Below are 21,692 nucleotides of genomic sequence, written 5' to 3'. Positions count from 1 at the left end.
ATGGACTTCACACACGACGACGAGCAGAACGCGCTGCGCGACAGCGTTCGCAGACTGCTGTCGGCGCAGTACCCCCACATCGGGATCCGCCGGGAGGTCGTGGCCCGCGATCCCGGCTTCGACGAGAAGGTCTGGCAGCAGCTGGCCGACATCGGGGCGCTCGCGCTGCCCTTCCCCGAGGAGTTCGGCGGAGTCGGCGCCGGCCCCGTCGAGGTGTCCGTCGTCGCCGAGGAGATCGGCCGGGTGCTCGCGCCCGAGCCCTTCGTCGAGGCCGTGGTCCTCGCCGGCGGGCTCGTCGACGAGGCGGGCACCGACGAGCAGCGCCGCAGCCTCCTGGCGTCGCTGTCGGCCGGCGAGCGCCTCCTGGCCTTCGCCCACCACGAGCCCGGAACCCGGTGGCGCGCCCGCGCCCAGTCCGTCACCGCCGCCACCGGCCCCGGCGGATGGCGACTCGCGGGCCTCAAAGAGCCCGTCGTCCAGGGTGAACGGGCCGACGTCCTGGTCGTGTCCGCGACCGTCGACGACCGCACGGCGCTGTTCCTCGTCACGCCGGACGCCGACAATCTGACCCGCGTGCCCTACCGGACCCCGGACGGCGGCCGCGCCGCCGCCGTCCGCTTCGACGCCACACCCGCCACCGCGCTCGGCGACCCCGGGGTCGACCACACCACGACGATCGAACGGGTCCAGGACCGCGCCCGCATCGCCTACGGGCACGAGGCACTGGGGGCGACGCGACGGGCCCTGGACACGACCGTGGAATACCTTCGCACCCGCGTCCAGTTCGGCAGACCGCTCAGTGCCTTCCAGGCCCTCACCCACCGCGCCGCGGAGATGTACGTCGCCCTCGAACTGGCGCGCTCCACCGTCAGTTGGGCAACCGTCGTCCGCGACGCCGAGCATCGGGGCGACGGGGCCGTCGACGTAGCGACCGCCGCTTCGCACGCCTGGCTGCAGGTCTCCCGCGCGAGCCGGCTCATCAGCCAGGAGGCCGTCCAACTGCACGGCGGGATCGGTGTCACCGCCGAGCACGGCATCGGCCACCGCCTGAGCCGGCTCACGGCGATCGAGCGCCTGGCCGGGGACGGCGCGTTCCACCGCTCCCGGCTGGCCCGTACCCTGCTCGACCACGCGAGCCTGGGGCCGGCCCAGTGAACGGAGAGTCGGACCTCGTCGACGCGCTCACCCCGGGCACCGCGGAAGCCCGCACCGTGGACGACGTGTTCGTCGCCACCGCGCACCACATGCCCGGCGGCCGGGTCTTCGGCGGTCAGGTCCTCGCCCAGGCACTGCTCGCCGCGTCCCGGACGACCGAGCCGCTCCGGAAGGCGCACTCCCTGCACGGCTACTTCCTGCGCGCGGGCGACCTGCGCAAACCGATCACCTACGGGGTGGACCGCGTGCGCGACGGCCGCTCGTTCTCGACCCGCCGCGTCCAGGCGTATCAGGACGGGCTGTCGATCTTCACCATGATCGCCTCGTTCCAGCAGCCGTCGAGGGGAGTGGAACACCAGGCGACGGCACCGAAGGGCCTACCGGATCCGGAAGACCTGCCCTCCCAGGCACCACCCGGCGCCGAGCCCTCCGGCAAGTGCGGCAGCCGCACGCTCCAGGACTACCTGGACGTCCGGCTCGTCCCGGCAGAGGCCCTCGACACCCTCGGGGACCACGGCGGACCGGCCCGCGCGATCTGGATCCGGGCCCGGCGGAAACTGCCGGACGACCCGATGGTGCACCGCGCGGTCCTCGCCTACCTGAGCGACGCCTACATCTCCGAGCCGATCCTCACCGCCCACGGCCTCGTCTGGGGCGGCAAGGGCACGACGATGGCCAGCCTGGACCACGCGCTGTGGTGGTACCGCGAGGGCCGGGCCGACGAATGGCTGCTCACCGTCCAGGAGTCACCCACAGCGGGAAGCAGCCGAGGCCTGGTGACCGGCCGCATCCACAGCCGCGACGGCACCCTGCTCGCCGCGACCGCCCAGGAGCTCATGGTGCGCACCCCTGAACCACCGACGGAAACCACCGACGGGAAGAGGCTGGAGGGACGATGAGGGTCTTTCAGGACATCGAGGAGCTGGGCAAGGCGGTGGGCACCCGGCTCGGCCACTCCGCCTGGCACACGGTCACCCAGCAACAGATCGACGCGTTCGCGGAAGCGACCGGCGACCGTCAGTGGATCCACGTCGACCCCGAGCGAGCGGCGCGGGGCCCGTTCGGCAGCACCATCGCGCACGGATACCTGACCCTGTCGTTGGTGCCGATGCTGGAGGGACAGGTCTACGAGATCAAGGACCTCACGATGGGTGTCAACTACGGTGCCGACAAGGTCCGTTTCCCTTCGCCGGTGCCGGTCGGCTCCCGTGTGCGGGCCGGCGTCGAACTGGTCTCGCTGGTGGCCGGTGGCAGCGGATACCTGCTCACCACCAGGGTCACGATCGAGCGTGAGGGCGCAGACAAGCCGACGTGGGTGGTGGAGGCGGTCAGCCTGCTGGTGCCGTAATGGCCACCACCCTGCAAGAGGCCCTCGCATTGACCTGGTCGACCGTCCCGTGGCGGGCCGGTCTTCCGTATGCCGTCCCGTCGACGGTGTCGTCGCGCACGTTCGTGCGCCCATCCATGAGGAGAGTTGTGTCCGTACACTTCACCCCCCGCCCCGCCGTGCTCGTCATCGGCGGCACCGGCAAGACCGGCCGACGAGTCGCCGAGCGCCTTGCCTCCCTCGGCCATTCCGTCCGCATCGGATCGCGCAGCAGTGAGCCCTCATTCGTCTGGGAGGACACGGGCAGCTGGAAGGCGGCGCTCGACGGCGTCGACGCGGTCTACCTCACGCACCCCGACATCACGGTGCCCGGTTCCGGCGAGCAGATCGCCGCCTTCTCCCGGGCGGCGGTGGACTCCGGCGTGCGGCGCCTGGTGCTGCTGTCCGCCCGTGGCGACGCGACCCTCCACACCATCGAGGAGGGCGTCAGGAATTCCGGCGCCGACTGGACAGTCGTCCGCCCGGGCTGGTTCAACCAGAACTTCAGTGAGGGCTTCTTCCTCGACGCGGTCCTGGCCGGCGAGATCGTACTGCCGGTCGGCGACGTCGCCGAGGCGTTCGTCGACATCGACGACATCGCCGACGTGGTGGTCGCCGCACTGACCGACGACCGGCACATCGGCAAGACCTACGAACTCTCCGGACCTCGCCTGCTCACCTTCGCGGATGTGGCCGAGGAACTGTCCAGGGCCACCGGGCGCGAGATCACCTACATCCCGCTCACCCCGGAGCAGTTCCGCGCGTCGCTGCGAGAGAACGGCCTCCCGGAGGATCTCGCGGACGGATACGCCCAGAACCTGGACGGCCGGAACGCCTATCTGGTCCACGGCGTCGAGGAGGCACTCGGGCGAACCCCCAGGGACTTCTCCGACTACGCCCGCGAGGCCACGGCCACCGGCGTCTGGAACCCCTGACGCTCGCTGTCCGTCTGCTGACGCCATCAGGGGTTCTTTGCCGGAAGGGGGTTCCGCCGCGGGCAGGTTCGGAAGTGTCGGGCGTCGTGGACTACGGCGACGGCGCCACGACCGTCGGCCGGACCCCTTCTGTCCATCGGCGTCCCCTCGGACAGAAGCCACTCGAATAGAAGCTGGGCAAAGTTCCTGGGCCGTAGCGGACGGCCGCACTCTCGAAGCCGCCGGTGCGCCGGTCCGCGGCTGGTCGACCTGCCGAGGCAGCGCTCGACCAGGCGCGTTCCGAGTACTGCTCGGCGTCGAGGGTGCGCGGCCGTGCGGCGGCCGATCAACGACGCACTCGGCCCATTGACGCAACGATCGTCGTGCGATGAGGCTGTTGGGGCACCGTGCAGGGGGTCCCGGTCGGCATCATCCGATGTGCTGCCCCGGGGTGGTCTTTGCCGGCAGCAGCCAGGAAGAGGGCGAGCGGTGTTCCGCGGCCGGTCCGGTCGCCGTGAGAGGCCCGACCAGCCCGTGGAACAGCGCTCGCGCCGAGGGTCTTCAGGTCCCGAGTCCGGGGTCGCCGCAGGTTTACCAGGCGACGGGCAGCTCGTAGATGCCGTAGGCCTGGGAGTCCTCCTTGAACTTCAGCTCCGATACGTCGGCCGCCAGCCGCAGCGTCGGGATCCGGCGGAACAGCGTGCTGAACACGACGTGGAGCTCGATACGGGCCAGCTGCTGACCGATGCACTGGTGCGGGCCCCAGCTGAACGCCATGTGGTGCGAGGCCTTGCGCGCGAGGTCGAGCTTCTCCGGATCAGGGAAGGCCTCCGGGTCCCAGTTGGCCGCAGGCAGAGCCGCGATGACGCCCTCCCCCGCGCGAATGACCTCGCCGTCGATCTCGATGTCCTCGACCACTGCCCGGCGGGCGAGCAGGTGCGGGATGGTCAGATAGCGCAGCAGCTCCTCGGTGGCGCCCGCCACATACTTCGGGTCGTCGCTGTGCTCCCGCAGCGCGGCGAGCTGGTCGGGGTTCTCAAGCAGCAGCGCGGTACCCAGGGTGATCATGTTCGCGCTGGTGTCGTGGCCGGCGACGAGCAGGATGTGTCCGAGCGGAGCGGCCTCCGACATGGAGAGATCGCCCGCCTTGACCCGCTCGGCGAGATCCGACAGGACGTCCTCACCGGGGGCGTCCATCTTCTTCTCGATGAGACCGGAGATGTACGCGCGCAGCACCCTCGTGGTCTCGGCGGCCTCTTCGGCAGTCTTGAACCGCGCGTTGGTGACTCCGGCGTGCTCCTGGAAGAACTCGTGATCCTCGTACGGAACTCCGAGCAGCGCGCAGATCATCAGCGACGGCAGCGGCAGCGACAGCGCCTCGTTCAGCTCGGTCGGGTTCGGGCCCGCCAGCATCTTGTCGATCAGGTCGTCGGTGATCTGCTGGATCTCCGGGCGGAGCTTCTCCATCCGGTGACGGGTGAAGGAGCTCGTCAGCATCCGGCGCCAGCGCTGGTGTTCGGCGCCGTCGGTGTTGTTGATCGACGGCTGCATCTCGGACGCGTGCGCCTTCATCGACGCCGTGGTGTGCGGATACCCGGGCGCACCGATGTTGGCGCTCAGCCGCGGGTCGGCCAGCAGTTGTCGCTGCGCGGCGTGGGTCGTGGCCACCCATGGCGTGCTGCCGTCCCAGGTCTCGACCCTGCGCACCGCCTTGCCCGAGCCGTGCAGCCCGAGCAAGCCCGGCGGCGGCGCGAACGGACACTCCGCCGCCCGGGGCGACGGGTACTTCGGGACTTCCTCGGTCACGTCGGCACCGGTCAGTTTGTCGGCCACGTCCGCACTCCTCTTCCTTGACTTCGCCGTCGGCCACGGCATCGGCAGAACTGCCCGCGCCCCACTCGGTCACTGGTCGACGGCGGCTGCAGCAGCACCTCGCCGGGAGATCGCGCGGCTCCCGGATGGCGGCACTGCGGTGTGTACGCCATGAATCTTACGTCGACCGATCGGTACAATCAATGTGCCGGGATGCCGGCCGTCCGTCGTGCGAGATGTCAGGGACCAATTCGATCCCGAGGGCTGCCCTCAGGGCGCGAAGGCCGCTCCCCTGCGGGGATGGTCTCCGGGGCCTGCTGACGCGCAGCGGGAGTCAGCCCCTCTTCTCACTGACGGCGTCGAGGACGGCGCGGTAGGCGAAGGCGAGGCTGCTGCCGATCGGTGTGCCCGCACCCGGGTACACATGGCCCGACATGGCCGCGGCCGTGTTTCCCGCCGCGTAGAGCCCCGGGATGGCGCTCCCGTCCGGCCGCAGCACGCGCGCGTGCTCGTCGGTCTTCAGGCCTCCCTTGGTCCCGATGTCGGACAGGACGATCGTCGCCGCGTAGAACGGCGGGGTGTCGATCGGCAGCAGCAGCGGGTTGGCGAACTCCGGGGAGGGCTTGGCCATGTAGTTCATCACGGGCCCGGCGGGGAAGCCCACGATGTGGTGGTACGTCTGGTCCCAAGGTGTCTCGCCACGGTGGAACCGCTCGTCCACACCGGTGGCGGAGTAGCTGTTGAACTCCTCGACCGATTCGCGCAAGGTCTCGTACGGCACCTCGATCAGCTCCGCCAGCTCCTCGATGCTGTCCGCCTTCTTCAGCGCGCCGGACTCGAACCACGCCGGGTTCGGCGGCTGGTCGGGGGGTCCACCGAAGCTGTCGCGGTTGACATGACGCTGGTCGAACACCCAGTGGCTCGGGATGTGGGGGACACCGCTGGTCGAGTGCAACCGGACGAGTTCGTGGCCCGCCTGGTCGTAGGGGCTGGTCTCGTTCACGAAGCGCTCGCCCGCCGCGTTGACCCAGATGCCGCCGCGGGTCCCGGCGTGGAACACCGGCAGCCCGTCCGGCTGGATGAGGCCCGGCACGAACCATGCCTCGTCGAGGAGGTCGGTGGCGGCGCCGACCGCGATGCCGGCCTGGAGGGCGTCACCGGTGTTGCCGGGAGCGCCGTTCGACCACGTGCCGTCGAGGGGCACCGCGTGGTGCTTCTTGCGGAGTTCCCCGTTGCGCTCGAAGCCCCCGGCCGCGAGGAGTACCGCACGCTCCGCCCGGAAGCTGATCTGTTCGCCCTCGCTCGTCGCCGTGACACCGACGACCCGGCCGTCCTCCACGACCAGGCTCTCCAGCCGGGTGTTGACGCGGAGCGAACCGTTCCCGGTTTCCAGGAAGGCAACCAGCGCCCGGCCGACGAGGGCCTGGCCGCCGTTGAGGACCGTGTCGCGCTCCGCGCCCAGGCGCTCGACGGGGATCGTGTCCCGTATCAGCTGGGCATGTTCGCCGAGATCCACCGCGGGGACGTCCGGCGGGAAGATCGTCCGCCCCGCGGGCGAGGAGCCCGGAGCCGCCGCGTAGTAGTCGGGTACGGGAGCGAAGACGAACGACTGGAACCAGGGGTTCTGCTCCAACTCGTCGATCAGTCTGCGGCCGGCGTCCAGGTAGGCGCCCTGCAGGCGCTCCCTGGTCTCGTCCGCCACCACACCGCGCAGATAGGTTGTGGCGTCTTCGATTCCCTCTTCGACGCCGGCCCGCTTGATGGGTGCCGATCCAGGGAACCACAGCCCCGCGCCGGAGTAGGCGGTCGTACCGCCCACCCGGTCGGTCTTCTCGATCACGAGCGTGCGCAGCCCGCGCGACGCCGCGACGTAGGCCCCGACGAGCCCGCCTCCTCCCGATCCCACGACGACGATGTCGTAGGTCTCCCCACTGGCCATCACTGTCCTCCTCGTGTGCTTCTCAGGTTTGCCCCGGGCGCACGCCGAAGGCGGCTCCTGAAGCTTCGGCGGCCATCCCCTGCCACCGCACCCGGCTCACGGGCGCGTGCACGCGCCTCGGCCGGAACGCGACGTCTTGCGGCTCTCGTGTCGCGTGGCGGATCTCGATCGGCGGGAAGGCGGCGAGACGGCCCGCCGCTGCGCGAAGCGACCCACACCGAGCGGTCGGCCGCCCCTGCTCCTCGCCTCCGGGACCAGCGCAGGGAGAGTGTCCGGGCGGCCCCATGAAGAGTGTCGTCGCATCCTCAGGTGCCCGGTTGGCCGGATTCCGGTGACCGGAACGGAATGTGCGGACTCCGGCGGAGTCAGCGGTTGGTCCGGCCGAGGTCCACCGGCAGCTGGATCCCGCTGACGTGACGTGCCTCGTCCGAGGCGATCCAGGCCACGGCCGCCGCGATGTCCTCGGCCTGGCTCACGGCGTCTGGAAGGATGCCTTCGTAGAAGGCGGCGAGTGCCGGATCCTTCTTGAGGATCGGGCGAAGCCCCGGCACGAGTTTGGTGTTGATGCCGTGCGGGTGCACGGAGTTCACGCGGATCCGGTAGGGCCCCAGTTCATTGGCCAGGGACTTGGCCAGTCCGGTGACACCGTGCTTGGCCGCCACGTAGTCCGCCAGCAACGGCAGGCCGCGCAGGCCTGCGACCGAGCTGGTGAAAACGATCGCCCCGCCGGTCGCCCGCTCGATCATGAGTGGCACGGCAGCCTTCATGGTGTGGAAGGCACCGGTCAGGTTGACGTCCAGGGTCGCCTTCCAGTGCTCCGGTTCGATCTCCCAGGCGCGGGCGAAGGTGGTCATGCCGGCATTGGCCGCCACAACGTCCAGACGCCCGAGCTCGCGGACACTCTCCTCCAGAGCCGCCCGTACGGCGGGGTAGTCGCGTATGTCGGCCTTGTGGGTCAGGATGCGTCGCCCGAGTTCCTCGACGAGGCGGGCCGTCTCGGCGAGGTCCTCGACCGTCGCTCCCGGGTATTCCGTGGTGGGCAGGTCCTCGCAGAGGTCCAGGGCGATGATGTCCGCGCCCTCCGCGGCGAAGCGCACCGCCTCGGCCCGTCCCAGCCCGCGGGCCGCCCCGGTGACGAAGGCGACCTTGCCTTGAAAGCGTTGGGCGTTCGGCACGCCCGGCACAGGAGCCTCGGGAATGGGACTGGTCAACGTGGACCCCTCTCGTCCTCGTCCGGCTCGGTCACGTCGGTGTGCGGGGCCGGCCTCGGCGCGGGAGTGAGGTTCAACTCGGCGAACTCACCTCGTTGCCGCCATTCCTCCAGCATGCTGAAGTACGCCGTGGAGGTGCCCGGGTAGTTCACGTTCTTCCGAGGACGATCCTCGGGGTTCCCCTCGTTGTTCCAGCGTCCCGGGGTGCAGTCCTTCAAGAAACCGCCTCCACCAAGGAGCGCCAGGCCGGAGCCCTCCACGACATGCTCGACGTACGCCTCCTCGCCCTGCCTGGTGACGTCCGCGATCACATGCCGTCGCTCGAACTCGGCGATGAGGAAGGCGATGTGCTGCGCGGTCTCCTCAAGCGTGTGGCAGAAGTTCACCGCTGCGGTGCCCTGGGTGTAATTCGGCGGCAGAAGGAAGAAGTTGGGGAAGCCGCTCGACATCACGCCGTGGAAGGTCTCGGGACCGTCCTTCCACTTCCCGGAGAGGGTGAGTCCGTCGCGGCCGGCCACGTCGAATCCCACCCGGTCGACGTAGGCGGAGTCCTGGTCGAAGCCGGTTGCCAGGATGAGGCAGTCGAGCGGGTACTCGACCCCACCGACCACGACTCCCCGCGGGGTGATGCGCCGGACCCCCTCCCCTTGAGTGTCGACCAGCTGGACATTCGGCCGGTTGAAGGCCGGCAGGTACTCGTCGTGGAAACAGGGACGCTTGCACTGATAGCGGTAGTACGGCTTCAGCGCCTCGGCCGTCGCGGGGTCCCGCACGACCTTGTCGATCCTGGCCCGGATGTTCTCCATGTGCTGGAGATCGGTCAGTTCCCGCTTCTCCGCGAGCCCCTGGGGAGTCAGGTCGCCGTATCCGTCGCTGCTGAGCATCGCATGGTAGAAGACGGTCCATCCGTCCCCCACCAGATCCTCGGTGATCTTCTCACCGTTGGTGACGGCGGTGAAGTTCGCCCGCCGCCGCTTCTGCCAGCCCGGCTCGAGGGTTTGTGCCCACTTCTGGTCCGTCTCCCTGTTGTCGCGAACGGCGACCGTGGAGGGGGTGCGCTGGAACACGAGAAGTTGCCGGGCCGCCTCGGCCAGCGGGGCCACGATCTGGATCGCGGTGGCGCCGGTGCCGATGACGCCGACCCTCTTGTCGCCGAGCTTGCTGAGGGGGCGGGAGGCATCACCGCCGGTGTAGTCGTAGTCCCATCGCGAGGTGTGGAACAACTTGCCCTCGAAGGAGTCGATGCCCTCGATCGCCGGCAGCTTCAGCGAGGTGAAGGAGCCGTGGGCCACCACCACGTACCGGGTCTGGAACTCGTCGCCACGGTCGGTGCGCACCCTCCACCTGGCGCTCCCCTCCTCCCACGTCACCCCCGTCACCGAAGTGTGGAAGAGCGCGTGGTCGTAGAGCCTGAAGTGTCTGGCCAGTCGCTGAGTGTGGGCGAGGATCTCCGGGCCGTAGGAGTAGCGGTGCCGGGGCATGTAGCCCAGTTCCTCCAGCATCGGCAGGTACACGTACGACTCGACGTCGCACATCACGCCCGGGTACCGGTTCCAGTACCACACGCCGCCGACGTCTCCGGCCTTCTCGACGATGCGGATGCGCTCGAGTCCGGCCTTGCGCAGGTGCGCGGCGGCGAGCAGGCCGCCGAACCCGCCTCCCACCACCATCACGTCGACCGTGTCATACAGCGGCTCGCGAGGCACGACGTCCATGAAGGGGTCCTCGACCAGTTCCTCGTGTCCTGCGAGGTCAAGGATCTCCCGGCGCGAGGGATCGAGGCGCTTGTCCCGCTCGGCCCGGTACTTGGCGCGCGCCCTGTCGAGATCTGCTGGTGCAGCCGAGGTGTGCGTCATCCCTGTTTTCTCCGTCCTGGAGAGAGTCACAGCAACACGATTTCCGTGCGCTGCGGCACGAGGTCGGGCTCTTGCGCTCGGTGCGGCTGCCGCGGCCCGGCCGTTCTGCGGTGTGCGGTCGGCAACCTTCCGACCGACGGGTCAACCATAGGCGAACAGCTAAATCATGTGAAGGTATGGGAGCCGCTCAATCAGGTAACTCAATGCTATGATTCAAGCCCCAGCTGAGCTGCGCGCGGCACTTCCGAGAGGATCGGCCCACATGACTGAGTTCGGCATGCCCTGGCCGGGGGCCGATGTCGGCCTGGAGGCGGAGGCCGCGGGTGCCGCCGCCTTCTGCACAGGCGAGTTCGTCGACCACGACGCCTATGTCACGGTCGCCGGAATGGCCGTGTCGACCCACAGAGCCCTCGTCGGCCCGGCGATCGCCTACGGGTTCTCCCGCACCCCGTTCGCCCACGCGACGGCGATCCGCACCCTGTGGAACCAGGCGCCCGGACGCGTTTTCGCGGGCCTGGGCTCGGGGGCGTTCGCCATCAACCGGGACTGGTGCGGTGTGGCGGCAGACCGCCCCGTGGAGCGTATGTCCGAGCTGGTGGGTGCGATTCGAGCCTGGCTGCACGCTGAGAACGGGCAACGCGTCCGCTTCGACGGGGAGTTCTACCACGTCGACGCGACCGTCAAAGCGCCGGTCCTGGGGCGCATCGACGTACCTGTGCTGCTGGCCGGGTTCCAGCGCAGGATGGCGAGGGCCGCCGGCCGCACGGCCGACGGGATCATCGGCCATGGACTCTTCACGGACGAGTGGTGGGACAACATCGTGCGTCCGGCGGTCGAGGCCGGCGCGCGCGAGGGCGAACGGGTGGAGCGACCCCTGGAGCACGGCTGGCTGCTGACGGCCATCAACGACGACGATCCCGAGCGTGCCGTCACCGACATGCGCCGGATGATCGCCTTCTACCTGACCGTGCGCACCTACGACGCGTTCGCCGAGCACCACGGCTGGACCTCCCAGGTCCAGAAGATCAGGGAGGCGTTCGGGGACGGCCGGATCGACGACATGGCGCGGGCCGTGACGGACGACATGGTCGAAAGCGTCGCTCTGTGCGGAAGCACCGCCGACGCGGCGGCCGCGCTCCGACGGCGCCGTGGATCGATCGCCCGCGACGTCGCCTACTTCGCACCTCCGTCGTTCATGGTCAGCGAGCGCCGTCGGCAGGCCTACGCCCGCTCCAGCCTGGCGCTGCTGCCCACGCTCAAAACCGCCGAAGCATCCTGACGGGGCCGGGTACGGACACCACGCCTTCCCTTGCGGAGCCCGCACGCACACCCAGACAGAGGAGACCGGTCATGCCGCACACCCAGGACGTCGTCAACGAGGTAATCGCACTGCTGGAACCGATGGTCGCTCCCGACGGCGGTTCCATCCGGCTCGCGGAGTTCGCTCCCGAGCAGTCCCGTCTGACCGTCGACTACTCCCGTGGCCACAACGACGCCTGCGCCACGTGCGTGCTCGACGGGGAGTCACTCAAGGCGTTCATCGAGGAAGGACTCCAGACCCGCGGCATCGAACTCGCCGAAGTCACCGTGCGTGAACCCGACTCGGTCGGCTGAGGTCCGCTCCCCCAGTCACCGGCACAGCGGCTCAGGGCGGTCGTCCGGGACGACCGCCCTGAGCCGCTTGATGCGGCCTGTCACACAGCCAGGGTCTGCATCACCAGGGCGATGTCCAGAACCGTGATCACCACGGTGGCACCGATCGCCAGAGCCGTGGTGATCCGCCGGTTGACCCACCGGCCCATGAGATCGGCCCGCCGGGTCAGCAGGACGAGCGGGACCAGGACGAAGGGAATGCCCACCGAGAGCACGACCTGGCTCAGCACCAGGGCTTCGGTGGCGTCCATCCCGCTCCCCAGGACCGCCAGAGCCGGCACGACCGCGACCAAGCGTCGTACGTACAGCGGAATCCGCCGCCGCAGAAAGCCCTGCATGATGATTTCGCCGGCGTAGACGCCGACGCTGGAGGAGGCCAGCCCCGAGGCCAGCAGCGCGATCGCGAACAGCGTCGCCGTGGACACGCCGGCTGTGACCATCAGTTGGGCGTGCGCCCCCTCGAGTGACGCCTCCATGCCCGTACCGTGCAGGGTGCCGGCGGCGGCGAGCAGCATGGCGGCGTTGATCAGCCCGGCGAACCCCATGGCCAGCAACACGTCGGTGCGCTGGGCACGCAGCAGCCTCGGTCGACTCAGGCCGTGCCCCGGCGCGAAGCGCTCCTTGGTGAGGGCCGAGTGCAGGTACACGGCGTGCGGCATGACGGTCGCCCCCACCACTCCGGCCGCCAGCATCAGGCTCGACGTCCCGTCGAGGCGCGGAACCAGACCAGCCGCCGCGTCGCGCACGTCGATGTCCGCGGCGAGGGTCTGGTAGAAGAAGACCCCGGCCACCACGGCCACCGTGGCCGCGATCACCCCCTCGAACCTGCGCTGGCCGGCTGTGCGGACCGCGAGGATGACGAACGAGGCCGCGGCCACCAACAGGCCGCCGGAGAGCAGCGGAGCGCCGAAGAGCAGGTGCAACGCGATCGCGCCGCCCACCAGTTCGGCGAGATCGGTCATGATCACGACGAGCTCGGCCTGGAGCCACAGTCCCAGCACGACGGGACGCCGGTAGGTCTCCCGGCACATCTCCGGCAGACTCCGCCCGGTCGCGACGCCCAGCTTGGCCGTGAGGTACTGAAGGAGCATGGCGACGACGTTCGCCAGCACCACGACCCACAGCAGCATGTAGCCGAAGGTGGCGCCGCTTTGGAAGTTGGTCGCGAAGTTGCCCGGGTCGATGTAGGCCACCGAGGCGACGAAGGCCGGGCCGACGAGAGTCACCAGACGCCGTCGGGCGCTCGTGGCGGGCCGCGGGAACAGGGCGACGGTCGATTCGGAGCCTGAAGTCACAATGGTCGTCCTTGAGGTAGGGGTGTGCGCAGCGCCGGGCCGGTACGGCGGACGGGGCACGGTGAGACACCACGCCCCGTCCGCTCCCCCCTGACCGGCCGAGCTGCTGCTACCAGCCGACGAGGCGGTCCAGCACCAGCGACGTGCTGGAGAAGTAGTCGCCGTAGCCGCCGCGGAAGAACAGCAGCGGGGTCTTGTCCGACTCGGCGCGCAGGGCGTGGACCCGCCCCACGGCCAGGTGGTGGTCGCCGATCTCCACGACCTCCCCCAGCTCACAGTCGATCCAGGCGACGACACCGTCGAGCACGGGGTTTCCCAACGGGGACGGCTGCCAGGAGCTGCCGGCGAACCGGTCGGCGCCCCTGGTCGCCATCGACCGGCACAGGACTTCCTGGTCGGCCGCCAGCGCGTTGACGCAGAAGCGGCCGGCCTCGCGGATCCTCGGGAACGTCCTCGAAGAGCGGTCCGCCAGAAACGCCACCAGGGGCGGTTCGAGGGAGACCGAGGTGAACGACCCGACGATCATCGCCTCGGGGCGGCCGTCCGGCATTCCCGCGGTGATCGCCACCACGCTGGTGGGGAAGTTCCCCAGCACCTTGCGGAAGTGGTTGTGGTCGTGGGGGGAGTCCGGGGAACCGGGGGAAGAGGGATGGGTGGCTTCCTCGGCGTGCATGTGCGTCCTCCTCACCCGCAGGAGCAGCGGATCAGATCATCACGCGCAGATGCGGGGGCAGTTCCACGCCCATCTGCGCCAGGGAGTTGGCGTGGTACGCCGACCCCGGAACATGGATCATGTGGGCGAGGCCGACGTGCGCGTCCCGCCAGTAGCGCTGCAGCGGGTTGCTGCGCCGGATCACGTTGCCCCCGGACCTGTTGAAGATCTCGTCGAGGGCGGAGACCGCCCGCCAGGCGCAGCGCACCTGGTTGCGCCGGATGTCCGAACGTTCCTCGAGCGACACCATCTCTCCAGCCGCGACCCGGTCGTAGACCCGGCTGATGCCGTCGATCAACTGCGCCCGGGAGGCGGCGATCTCCGCGGCGGCCTCGCCTGCCGCGTAGAGCACGTAAGGGTCGTCGCGGACCTGGACTCCGGTCACCGTGACCCGCTCGCGTTGCTGGGCCAGGTGGACGGCGAGGGCACCCTCGCAGATGCCGATGACGGCGGAGGTGATCCCGAGGGGGAACATCGAGGTGAACGGCAACTGGTAGAGGGCCTCGTTGACACCGTTGCTCGCCGCGGCCTGGCCGTCCGAGACCTCGTCCTGGTTGACGGTCCGGTAGGCGGGGATGAACGCGTCGTCGACCACCACGTCCTTGCTGCCGGTGCCGTTCAGGCCGACGACGTCCCAGGAGTCGTCGATGATCTCGTACGACGACCTGGGGAGAATCACGTGCAGGACGTTCGGCGGCGTGGCCGGCCTGCCCTTGCCGTCTCCGACGAGCGCGCCGAGGAAGACCCAGTCGCAGTGGTCGGTGCCCGAGGAGAAGGGCCAACGCCCGGTGAGCATGTACCCTCCCTCCACCGGCTCGGCGATCCCGTTGGGCATGTAGGGGGAGGCGATCCAGGTCTCCGGGTTCTCGCCCCAGATCTCCTGGGCGACCCGCGGGTCCATCTGCGCGGCTTCCCAGGGGTGCACCCCCACGACCCCGCAGACCCAGCCAGCGGCACCGTCATGACGGGCCACGGCCATGACGGCCTCGGCGAAGTCACGGGGATGGGCCGCGTAACCGCCGAACTTGGTGGGCTGCAACAGGCGCATCACCCCGGCGGAGCGCAGGAGACCGACGGTCTCGTCGCTCAGCTTGCCCAGTTTCTCGTTCCCGGCGGCCAGTTCCGCCAGCTTCGGACCGTAACTCTCGACTCTCTCTACGACGTCATGCGCCATGCCTCGCACCTTCCACTTCCTCGTCGGTCGCCTCCCGGCGGCGTGGAATATCCGTCATTGTCATTCCTTGTGCTGTCTGCGGGCCGGCGCGTCCCGCGAGGCGGGAACTGCGAGGCCTCCACCGCAGGAGCCGGTGCCGTGGTCCCGTGTCGGCGGCCCCGGCTCACTGCGGTCACGGCTCATCAGGGGCTGGAGCCCGATGCCTTGCGGGTCAGGAACTCCAGCACCACCCGTTCGAACTCGGTCTTCCGCTCGACCTGCACCCAGTGACCGCAGCGGGCGAACGTGTGCAGTTCGGCATCGGGCAGCCACCGGGCGGCAAAGTGCGCCTGGTCGTAGGGGAGCATGCGGTCGTCTCGTCCCCACAGCAGCAGGGTCGGGGTGGCGAAGGCCGCCGCCCTGGTCCACAGCGGTGTGTAGGAGGCGCGCCGCCTTGGATCGAACATCGAGCCGATGATCGCCCTGGTCCTGTCGATCACGCCCTCCCGCAGGGCGTTGTCCAGGCGCTCGTCGATGAGTTCGTCGGTGATCGTGCGGTGATCGCTGACCATCGTCTTCACCCATGCGATCATGCGCTCGCGTGTCGGATCGTCGAGGAACTCGAAGAGCCGGACGAACCCTTCGCTGGGGTCGGGATTGAACAGCCCGACGGACAGTCCGCCGGACCCCATGAGGGCCAGCCTGCGGACCCGCTCGGGATGCAAGGCCGCGAGTTCCGCCGCGACCGCGCCGCCCATGGAGTTGCCGACGAACAGCGCGGACTCGATGCCCAGTTCGTCCATGAAGCGGGCGATCCAGCGCGCCGCGACCACCGGGTAGACCTCGTCGAGGTCCGGCAGGCCACTTCCGCCGAACCCCGGAAGGTCGGGCGCGACCGTGCGGAACTGCTCGGCGAAGACGGGCAGGTTGTAGCGGAAGTTCGACCAGGCGCTGACGCCTGGCCCCGACCCGTGCAGCAGGATCAGCGGCTTACCGTCACCGGCCTCGTGGTAGGCGAAGGTGAGCCCGTCGACGTCCTTGGTGGCCCTCGTCGACTCGTGGGTGAGAGCGGTCATCGTCCGTCACCACTCACTTGGTCAGGCCCGCGGAAGGCGACGTGGACAGGAACTGTCCGCCCGGGCCGACGTCGAGGACATCGCCGTACCAGGTCTGCCCGAACTCCAGCTCGGGCAGCTTCCACTCAAGGGCCGCCCAGTCCGGGTCGAAGATGTGGTAGCCGCCGGAGTACAGCTCGATGCGGTGGCCGGAGCCGGGGTCGTGTACGTAGAGGTACATCGCCTGCCCGATCCCGTGCTTGCCCGGGCCGTGACCGTATGCGATGTCCAGGTCGCGGATCTCGTCGGCGGCCCTGAGCACGTCGTGGAAGTTCTCCACGTTGAAGGCGACGTGGTGGAACCGGCCGGGTTCGTCGTCAGCGCTCACGCCGATGGCCAGGTCGTGCACCTGCGGCGTCACCGACAGCCAGGACGCCAGGATGACGTCGGGCGCCTGCGGCAGCATGGCGAACTCACGCCGCCTGAACCCGAGGGAGCTGCGCAGCCAGTTCTCGGCCTCGTTGACGGTGCCGGCGCTCGTCTGCAGATTGATGTGGTCCAGGCGGCGGACGCCGAGCCCGCGGCGGCGCGAGCTGTTGCTCGGCAGCTTGGACCGCAGGGACTCCTCCGCGAGCGGCCGCTCGATGTCGTAGTAGAACTCGAAGGGGTGCTCACTGCCCGGGACGAGGAAGCGCACGGCCTCGCCGCGGCCGATCTCGTCGCCGGCGGCGAGCTCCACGGACTGCACGCCCTCGGACTCGAACTGCTTGTGGAACAGCTCGACGTCCTGCTTTCGCTTGACCCGGAACCCGTAGGAATTCACCCGGGCCTCGTCCTGCTGGGTGAGGACCAGCGAGTGGTGGACGAGCTCCTGGTATCCGCGCAGATAGGCGACGCCGCCCGACTGGGCGACCACCTCCATGCCGAGCACGTCCCGGAAGAACCAGAGGGACCGCTCGAGATCGGGGGTACCGAGGTTGATGCTGCCAGCGTAGGCGACCTGGGGACCGGGGTCGTATGCGGATTCGGGCATGTCTGTGCCTCCCTAACATGACAAGACAGCAATGAGTGACGAGTTCGTCCGGCTCGGCCGGACGGGACGGGCTGGGCCCGCGGGACGTCCGGGTGGCGGAACGTCAGGACTTCTGGCTCTGGAGTGTCAGCGCGATGTCGATCAGCATGTCCTCCTGGCCGCCGACCAGTTGGCGGCGGCCCGCCTCGACGAGGATCTCCCGGGTGTCCACCCCGTAGAGCCGCGCCGCGTTCTCGGCGTGGCGCAGGAAGCTGCCGTAGACCCCGGCGTAGCCGATGGTGAGGGTCTCCCGGTCGACTCGGACCGGGCGGTCCTGGAGCGGTCGTACGAGGTCGTCGGCGGCGTCCTCCAGCGTGAACAGGTCGCAGCCCGTCTTCCAGCCCTTGAGGTTGGCCACCGCGACGAAGGGCTCGATGGGAGCGTTGCCCGCGGCGGCGCCCTGTCCGGCCAGGGACGCGTCGACGCGGTACACGCCTTCCTCCACCGCGGCCACCGAGTTCGCCACCCCGAGCGAGAGGTTCTCGTGGGCGTGGATGCCGATCTGGGTGTCGTCGCCGAGGGCGTCGCGGTAGGCCCTGACCCGGTCGCGGATGTCGTCCGAGGTGAGCCGGCCGGCGGAGTCGGTGATGTAGACGCAGTGCGCCCCGTAGGACTCCATCAGCTGTGCCTGCCGGGCGAGTTCGGCCGGCGGGAGCATATGGCTCATCATCAGGAACCCGGAGACATCCATACCGAGTTCGCGTGCCTCGTTGATGTGCTGCGCCGCCACGTCGGCCTCGGTGCAGTGAGTGGCCACCCTCACCGAGCGCACACCGAGGTCGTAGGCCCTGCGGAGTTCGGTGATGGTACCGACGCCCGGCAGGAGCAAGGTGGTGATCACCGCGCGGGGGGCATTGGCGACGGCGGCCTCGATCCACTGCCAGTCAGTGTGGCTGCCGGGCCCGTAGTTGAGGCTCGCGCCGGCCAGTCCGTCGCCGTGGCTGACCTCGATCGCCGCGACTCCCGCCCGGTCGAGGGCGGCGACGATCCGGCCGACCTGCTCGGGCTCGATGCGGTGCCGGATGGCGTGCATCCCGTCGCGCAGGGTCACATCCTGGACGTAGATCTCGGTCATCGGGCCACCAGCTCCGCGTGTTCGACGATCCGCTCGGCGACGCGCATCGCGGCGGAGGTCATGATGTCGAGGTTGCCCGCGTAGGCGGGAAGGTAGTGCGCGGCTCCCTCGACCTCCAGGAACACCGACACCTTGGTGTCGACCGGGCCCGCGCCCTCGGGCAGGAGGGTGGCGGCCTCACCCGGTTCGATCGGGGTGAACTGGACCTTCTGCACCAGGCGGTAGCCCGGCACGTAGGTGGCCACCTCCGCCACCATCCGCTCGATCGACTGGCGGATCTCCTCCTGGTCGGCCTGGCCGACCAGGCAGAACACCGTGTCCCGCATGATGAGCGGCGGTTCGGCGGGGTTGAGGATGATGATCGCCTTGCCGCGGCGGGCGCCCCCCACCGTCTCGATGGCGTGCGCCGTGGTCTCGGTGAACTCGTCGATGTTCGCCCGGGTGCCGGGGCCGGCGGAGCGGGAGGCGACGGACGCGACGATCTCCGCGTACGGCACCTCGGTCACCCGGGACACGGCGGCCACGATCGGGATGGTGGCCTGTCCGCCGCAGGTGACCATGTTGATGTTGGGGGCGTCGAGATGTTCGCCGAGGTTGACCGGCGGGATCACGAAGGGACCGAGCGCCGCCGGCGTCAGGTCCACCAGCCGCCGACCGTGGGGCTCCAGCACGCGCGCGTTGGCGACGTGGGCGGCGGCGCTGGTGGCGTCGAGCACGATACGGACCCGCTCGAACTCCGGCATGCGGATCAGGCCCTCGACTCCTTCCGCCGTCGTGGCCACGCCGAGGCGGGCGGCGCGGGCAAGGCCGTCCGACTTCGGGTCGATGCCGACCATGGCCAGCACCTCGAGGTTCTTCGAGGCACGCTTGATCTTGATCAGGAGGTCGGTTCCGATGTTTCCGGATCCGATGATCGCCACTCCGACGTTGTCCGTCATCACTCTCCCTTCTTCGAGAAGCGGGCGGTGATGGTGCCGAGCGGCTCGATCGTCACCTCGAAGACGTCTCCGGGGTGCACCGGAACCATCGGCCCCAGTGCTCCGGACAGCACGAGGTCTCCGGCGCGCAGCGGTGAGCCGAACTCGATCGCGGTGGCAGCGAGCCAGCCGAGGGCGTTGAGCGGGTCTCCGAGGCAGTCTCGCCCGGTACCGTGGGACACGACCTTCCCGTCGCGTCGCATCGTCATGACCGTGTCCCCCGGCTCGAAGCCTCCCGGCGACCTTCCCTGCTCGCCGATCACGAAGACCCCGGAGGAGGCGTTGTCGGCCACCGTGTCGGTGATGCCGATCTTCCAGTCGGCGATGCGACTGTCGACGATCTCCACGGCCGGGTAGGCCAGTTCCACGGCGTCGCGCAGCTTGGAGAGGTCCTCGGCGCTGGTGAGGTCGCGGCTGAGCAGAAACGCGACCTCGGCCTCCGCCTGGGGCTGCAGCAGCCTGCCGTAGGGCACGACGTCACCGTCGGCGTAGCGCATGTCGTCGAAGAGGACACCGAAGTCGGGCCGGTCGACGCCCACCTGTGACTGCACGGCCGCGGAGGTCAGTCCGATCTTCCGCCCGATCAGCCGGGCACCGGCGGCCAGCCTGTGTTCTGTGACGATCTGCTGCACCCGGTAGGCGGTCGCGATGTCGGTCCCGCCGATGAGGTCGGTGATCGGCCCGCATGCCAGACCCGTGGCACTCGCGCGTTCCAGCCGCGCGGCAGCCGCCATCACGGCTTCCGTCTCGGATGTCATGAGCGCCCTCCGGTACCTGCGGTCCCGCTGAAGGTCGGCCTGCACGGCCGGCGGTTCACGGCCGGTGCCGCTGGTCGCGGGCTCGCGGTCATCACCGCTTCGTCCATCACGCACTCATCGTCCTGTGTCGGCCACCGCGGCGGACGCCATGTGTCCGCTGAGCGGGACAGAAGTGATCAGAGGGCGCGGACGCGAGCGCGGGGTGGACGTCGCCATCAGACGACGGGATATCTCGGCGGCTATCCACTTGACCCGGAACTTCAACTCGTCGACGCGGATACGTTCCTTGGGGCCGCACACCGAGATACCGGCGATCGCCTGGTCCATGACGAGGATGGGTGCAGCCACGCACGACACCGTGGACACGGCCTCGCCGATGTCGGTGGCGTATCCGGTGCTGCGGATCCTGGTGAGAGCGCCTTCCAGGCTCTGCGGCGTGGCGATGCTCGCGTCGGTACGGCGGCACAGGCCGCTCCAGAGGTACTCGTCCACCATGTCCCTCGGGGAGTACGCGAGGATCGCCTTGCCCACCGCGGTGCAGTGGGCCGGGAGACGGCCTCCCACCCGGGAGGGCAGGGTGCTGGCGAACGCCCCGCCGATCCGCTCCAGGTAGACGACGTCCTGCTGGTTGAGCACCGCCAGATGCACCACATGTCCCGTGGCCGCGCACAGTTCCTGCAACAAGGGCCTGGCGGCATCGCTCATCCGAGTGCGGTGCACGACCAGGCTGCCGATCTCGAACATGCGTAGTCCGAGCCGGTACTCATTGTCATACCTGCTCAACAGGCGTGCGTTGACCAGCTGCTGCAGTATGCGGTGCACGGAGGAGCGCGGGAGACCGCTGCGGGCGCTGATCTGCCCCAGATTGAGCGGTCCGGAGGACCGCTCGAAGACACCCAGGATCATGACGACCCTGTCGACCATGCTGGAGGGGGATTCGGACACGGTGACCTCCTGAGCATCCCTGGACGGCGGACCGTGCGGCGCCGGGCGTCGTCCAACGGGTCCCTCATGGGAAAGACTTCATCGGCTCTGCGTCGTCAGATCACTGCGGGCTCCGCGCGGAGCCCGCTCTTGGTCGGAGCGGCTCGCTCTGACTGGTCGGAGAGAGGTCGGCACTCGGTGACCGGTCCGCGGACGGTCGGCCGGAACGCGACGGGTGTGCCGGCCCGTCGGAGATCACACGGGTAACTCCCGGTCGGGGCATGCGAGGTGACCGCCGTCGGAGGTGAACTGGGCTCCGGTGCAGTGCGACGCCTCGTCCGAGGCGAGGAAGAGGGCCATGGCTGCGACCTCCTCGGGCCGGCCCATACGGGGCAGGGGCTTCCGGCCCACTGTGCGGGCCCGCCTCGCCGACCGGGGCTCACCGAGCGAGCGGGCCGGGGGTGTGTCGATGGCCCCCGGGTGCGGGGAGTTGACCCGGATTGACCCGTCTGCAGAGGGGAAACCAGAGCACAGATGCCGTAGAAGGCCCCGTGGACGCTGACGTCGAACAGCCCAAGATGGTCCTCGACCTCGAGCTCGTCCACCCTGCCCGGTCGTGAGAACGCGATCCCTGCGTTGCTGACCACGACGTCCAGGCGCCCGAACCTGTCGCGCACGGCGTCGGCGGCGGTCGAGGTGGAGACAGGTACCTTGCGGCGAGCGTGCGGTCGCCTCGCCGCGGTCATCCAGTGTGTCGCTGACGAT

The 21,692-nt window shown here is 69.4% G+C and carries 19 protein-coding genes and 1 pseudogene; 6 read left to right on the top strand and 14 right to left on the bottom strand.

Features of this window, described 5'->3' with window-relative positions; translation table 11 throughout:
* The 4 genes from AB0959_RS14495 to AB0959_RS14480 all read left to right on the top strand — a co-directional run bounded on the left by AB0959_RS14495 (position 1) and on the right by AB0959_RS14480 (position 3,456).
* Positions 1-1,155 carry an acyl-CoA dehydrogenase family protein gene (locus tag AB0959_RS14495; protein ID WP_366826730.1) on the top strand — a complete coding sequence of 385 codons (1,155 nt, stop codon included), beginning with the start codon at positions 1-3 and terminating at the stop codon, positions 1,153-1,155.
* Complete coding sequence (locus AB0959_RS14490; protein WP_366826729.1) at positions 1,152-2,054, top strand: acyl-CoA thioesterase II; 903 nt, start codon at positions 1,152-1,154, stop codon at positions 2,052-2,054. Before AB0959_RS14495 ends, AB0959_RS14490 begins: the two co-directional genes overlap by 4 nt.
* Entirely contained in the window at positions 2,051-2,503 is a 453-nt protein-coding gene (locus AB0959_RS14485) for a MaoC family dehydratase (protein ID WP_366826728.1), read from the top strand. The genes AB0959_RS14490 and AB0959_RS14485 overlap by 4 nt, the downstream gene beginning before the upstream one ends.
* 128 nt (positions 2,504-2,631) lie before the next feature.
* Entirely contained in the window at positions 2,632-3,456 is an 825-nt protein-coding gene (locus AB0959_RS14480) for an NAD(P)H-binding protein (protein ID WP_366826727.1), read from the top strand.
* A 570-nt stretch (positions 3,457-4,026) separates the two neighbouring features.
* Here the strand turns inward: AB0959_RS14480 and AB0959_RS14475 are convergent.
* From AB0959_RS14475 to AB0959_RS14460, 4 genes are all read right to left on the bottom strand, one after another.
* On the bottom strand, positions 4,027-5,268 hold the full coding sequence (locus AB0959_RS14475) for a cytochrome P450 (RefSeq protein ID WP_366826726.1): 1,242 nt from the start codon (positions 5,266-5,268) through the stop codon (positions 4,027-4,029).
* Positions 5,269-5,581: 313 nt separating this feature from the next.
* Complete coding sequence (locus AB0959_RS14470) at positions 5,582-7,186, bottom strand: FAD-dependent oxidoreductase (protein ID WP_366826725.1); 1,605 nt, start codon at positions 7,184-7,186, stop codon at positions 5,582-5,584.
* A 365-nt stretch (positions 7,187-7,551) separates the two neighbouring features.
* A complete protein-coding gene (locus AB0959_RS14465) occupies positions 7,552-8,397 on the bottom strand; it encodes a mycofactocin-coupled SDR family oxidoreductase (protein WP_366826724.1) in 846 nt (281 codons plus the stop codon).
* Entirely contained in the window at positions 8,394-10,253 is a 1,860-nt protein-coding gene (locus AB0959_RS14460; RefSeq protein WP_366826723.1) for an NAD(P)/FAD-dependent oxidoreductase, read from the bottom strand. The genes AB0959_RS14465 and AB0959_RS14460 overlap by 4 nt, the downstream gene beginning before the upstream one ends.
* A 262-nt stretch (positions 10,254-10,515) precedes the next feature.
* On the opposite strand from AB0959_RS14460, the gene AB0959_RS14455 reads away from it, so the two are divergent.
* Both AB0959_RS14455 and AB0959_RS14450 read left to right on the top strand, forming a co-directional pair.
* On the top strand, positions 10,516-11,532 hold the full coding sequence (locus AB0959_RS14455; RefSeq protein ID WP_366826722.1) for an LLM class flavin-dependent oxidoreductase: 1,017 nt from the start codon (positions 10,516-10,518) through the stop codon (positions 11,530-11,532).
* Positions 11,533-11,603: 71 nt separating this feature from the next.
* Positions 11,604-11,867: a NifU family protein gene (locus tag AB0959_RS14450; RefSeq protein WP_366826721.1), complete on the top strand. Its 264-nt coding sequence runs from the start codon at positions 11,604-11,606 to the stop codon at positions 11,865-11,867.
* Between the two features lie 80 nt (positions 11,868-11,947).
* Here the strand turns inward: AB0959_RS14450 and AB0959_RS14445 are convergent, their stop codons facing one another.
* The 10 genes and pseudogenes from AB0959_RS14445 to AB0959_RS14400 form a co-directional block, all read right to left on the bottom strand.
* Positions 11,948-13,201, bottom strand: a complete 1,254-nt coding sequence (locus AB0959_RS14445; protein WP_366826720.1) for an Nramp family divalent metal transporter — start codon at positions 13,199-13,201, stop codon at positions 11,948-11,950.
* 109 nt (positions 13,202-13,310) lie between these two features.
* Complete coding sequence (locus AB0959_RS14440; protein ID WP_366826719.1) at positions 13,311-13,874, bottom strand: flavin reductase family protein; 564 nt, start codon at positions 13,872-13,874, stop codon at positions 13,311-13,313.
* Positions 13,875-13,905: 31 nt separating this feature from the next.
* On the bottom strand, positions 13,906-15,087 hold the full coding sequence (locus AB0959_RS14435; protein ID WP_366826718.1) for a hydroxylase: 1,182 nt from the start codon (positions 15,085-15,087) through the stop codon (positions 13,906-13,908).
* Positions 15,088-15,269: 182 nt separating this feature from the next.
* Positions 15,270-16,142: an alpha/beta fold hydrolase gene (locus tag AB0959_RS14430; protein WP_366826717.1), complete on the bottom strand. Its 873-nt coding sequence runs from the start codon at positions 16,140-16,142 to the stop codon at positions 15,270-15,272.
* Between the two features lie 13 nt (positions 16,143-16,155).
* Positions 16,156-17,154 (bottom strand): VOC family protein, encoded by a 999-nt coding sequence (locus AB0959_RS14425; RefSeq protein ID WP_366826716.1) that lies wholly within the window; start codon positions 17,152-17,154, stop codon positions 16,156-16,158.
* A 103-nt stretch (positions 17,155-17,257) separates the two neighbouring features.
* Positions 17,258-18,268: a 4-hydroxy-2-oxovalerate aldolase gene (dmpG, locus tag AB0959_RS14420; protein WP_366826715.1), complete on the bottom strand. Its 1,011-nt coding sequence runs from the start codon at positions 18,266-18,268 to the stop codon at positions 17,258-17,260.
* Positions 18,265-19,206, bottom strand: coding sequence for an acetaldehyde dehydrogenase (acetylating) (locus tag AB0959_RS14415; protein WP_366826714.1), 942 nt, complete (start codon positions 19,204-19,206; stop codon positions 18,265-18,267). Before AB0959_RS14415 ends, dmpG begins: the two co-directional genes overlap by 4 nt.
* The gene (locus AB0959_RS14410) at positions 19,206-20,003 is read right to left on the bottom strand and encodes a fumarylacetoacetate hydrolase family protein (protein ID WP_366826713.1); all 798 of its coding nucleotides are present in this window, start codon (positions 20,001-20,003) and stop codon (positions 19,206-19,208) included. The genes AB0959_RS14415 and AB0959_RS14410 overlap by 1 nt, the downstream gene beginning before the upstream one ends.
* A 114-nt stretch (positions 20,004-20,117) precedes the next feature.
* On the bottom strand, positions 20,118-20,948 hold the full coding sequence (locus AB0959_RS14405) for an IclR family transcriptional regulator (protein WP_366826712.1): 831 nt from the start codon (positions 20,946-20,948) through the stop codon (positions 20,118-20,120).
* Between the two features lie 482 nt (positions 20,949-21,430).
* Positions 21,431-21,673, bottom strand: a pseudogene (locus tag AB0959_RS14400) (SDR family oxidoreductase); the annotation flags it as partial.
* Positions 21,674-21,692 lie beyond the last annotated feature (19 nt).

The organism is Streptomyces sp. NPDC046862 (assembly GCF_040704615.1).
Classification (GTDB): domain Bacteria; phylum Actinomycetota; class Actinomycetes; order Streptomycetales; family Streptomycetaceae; genus Streptomyces.
This window is presented reverse-complemented; position numbering and strand designations above follow the sequence as displayed.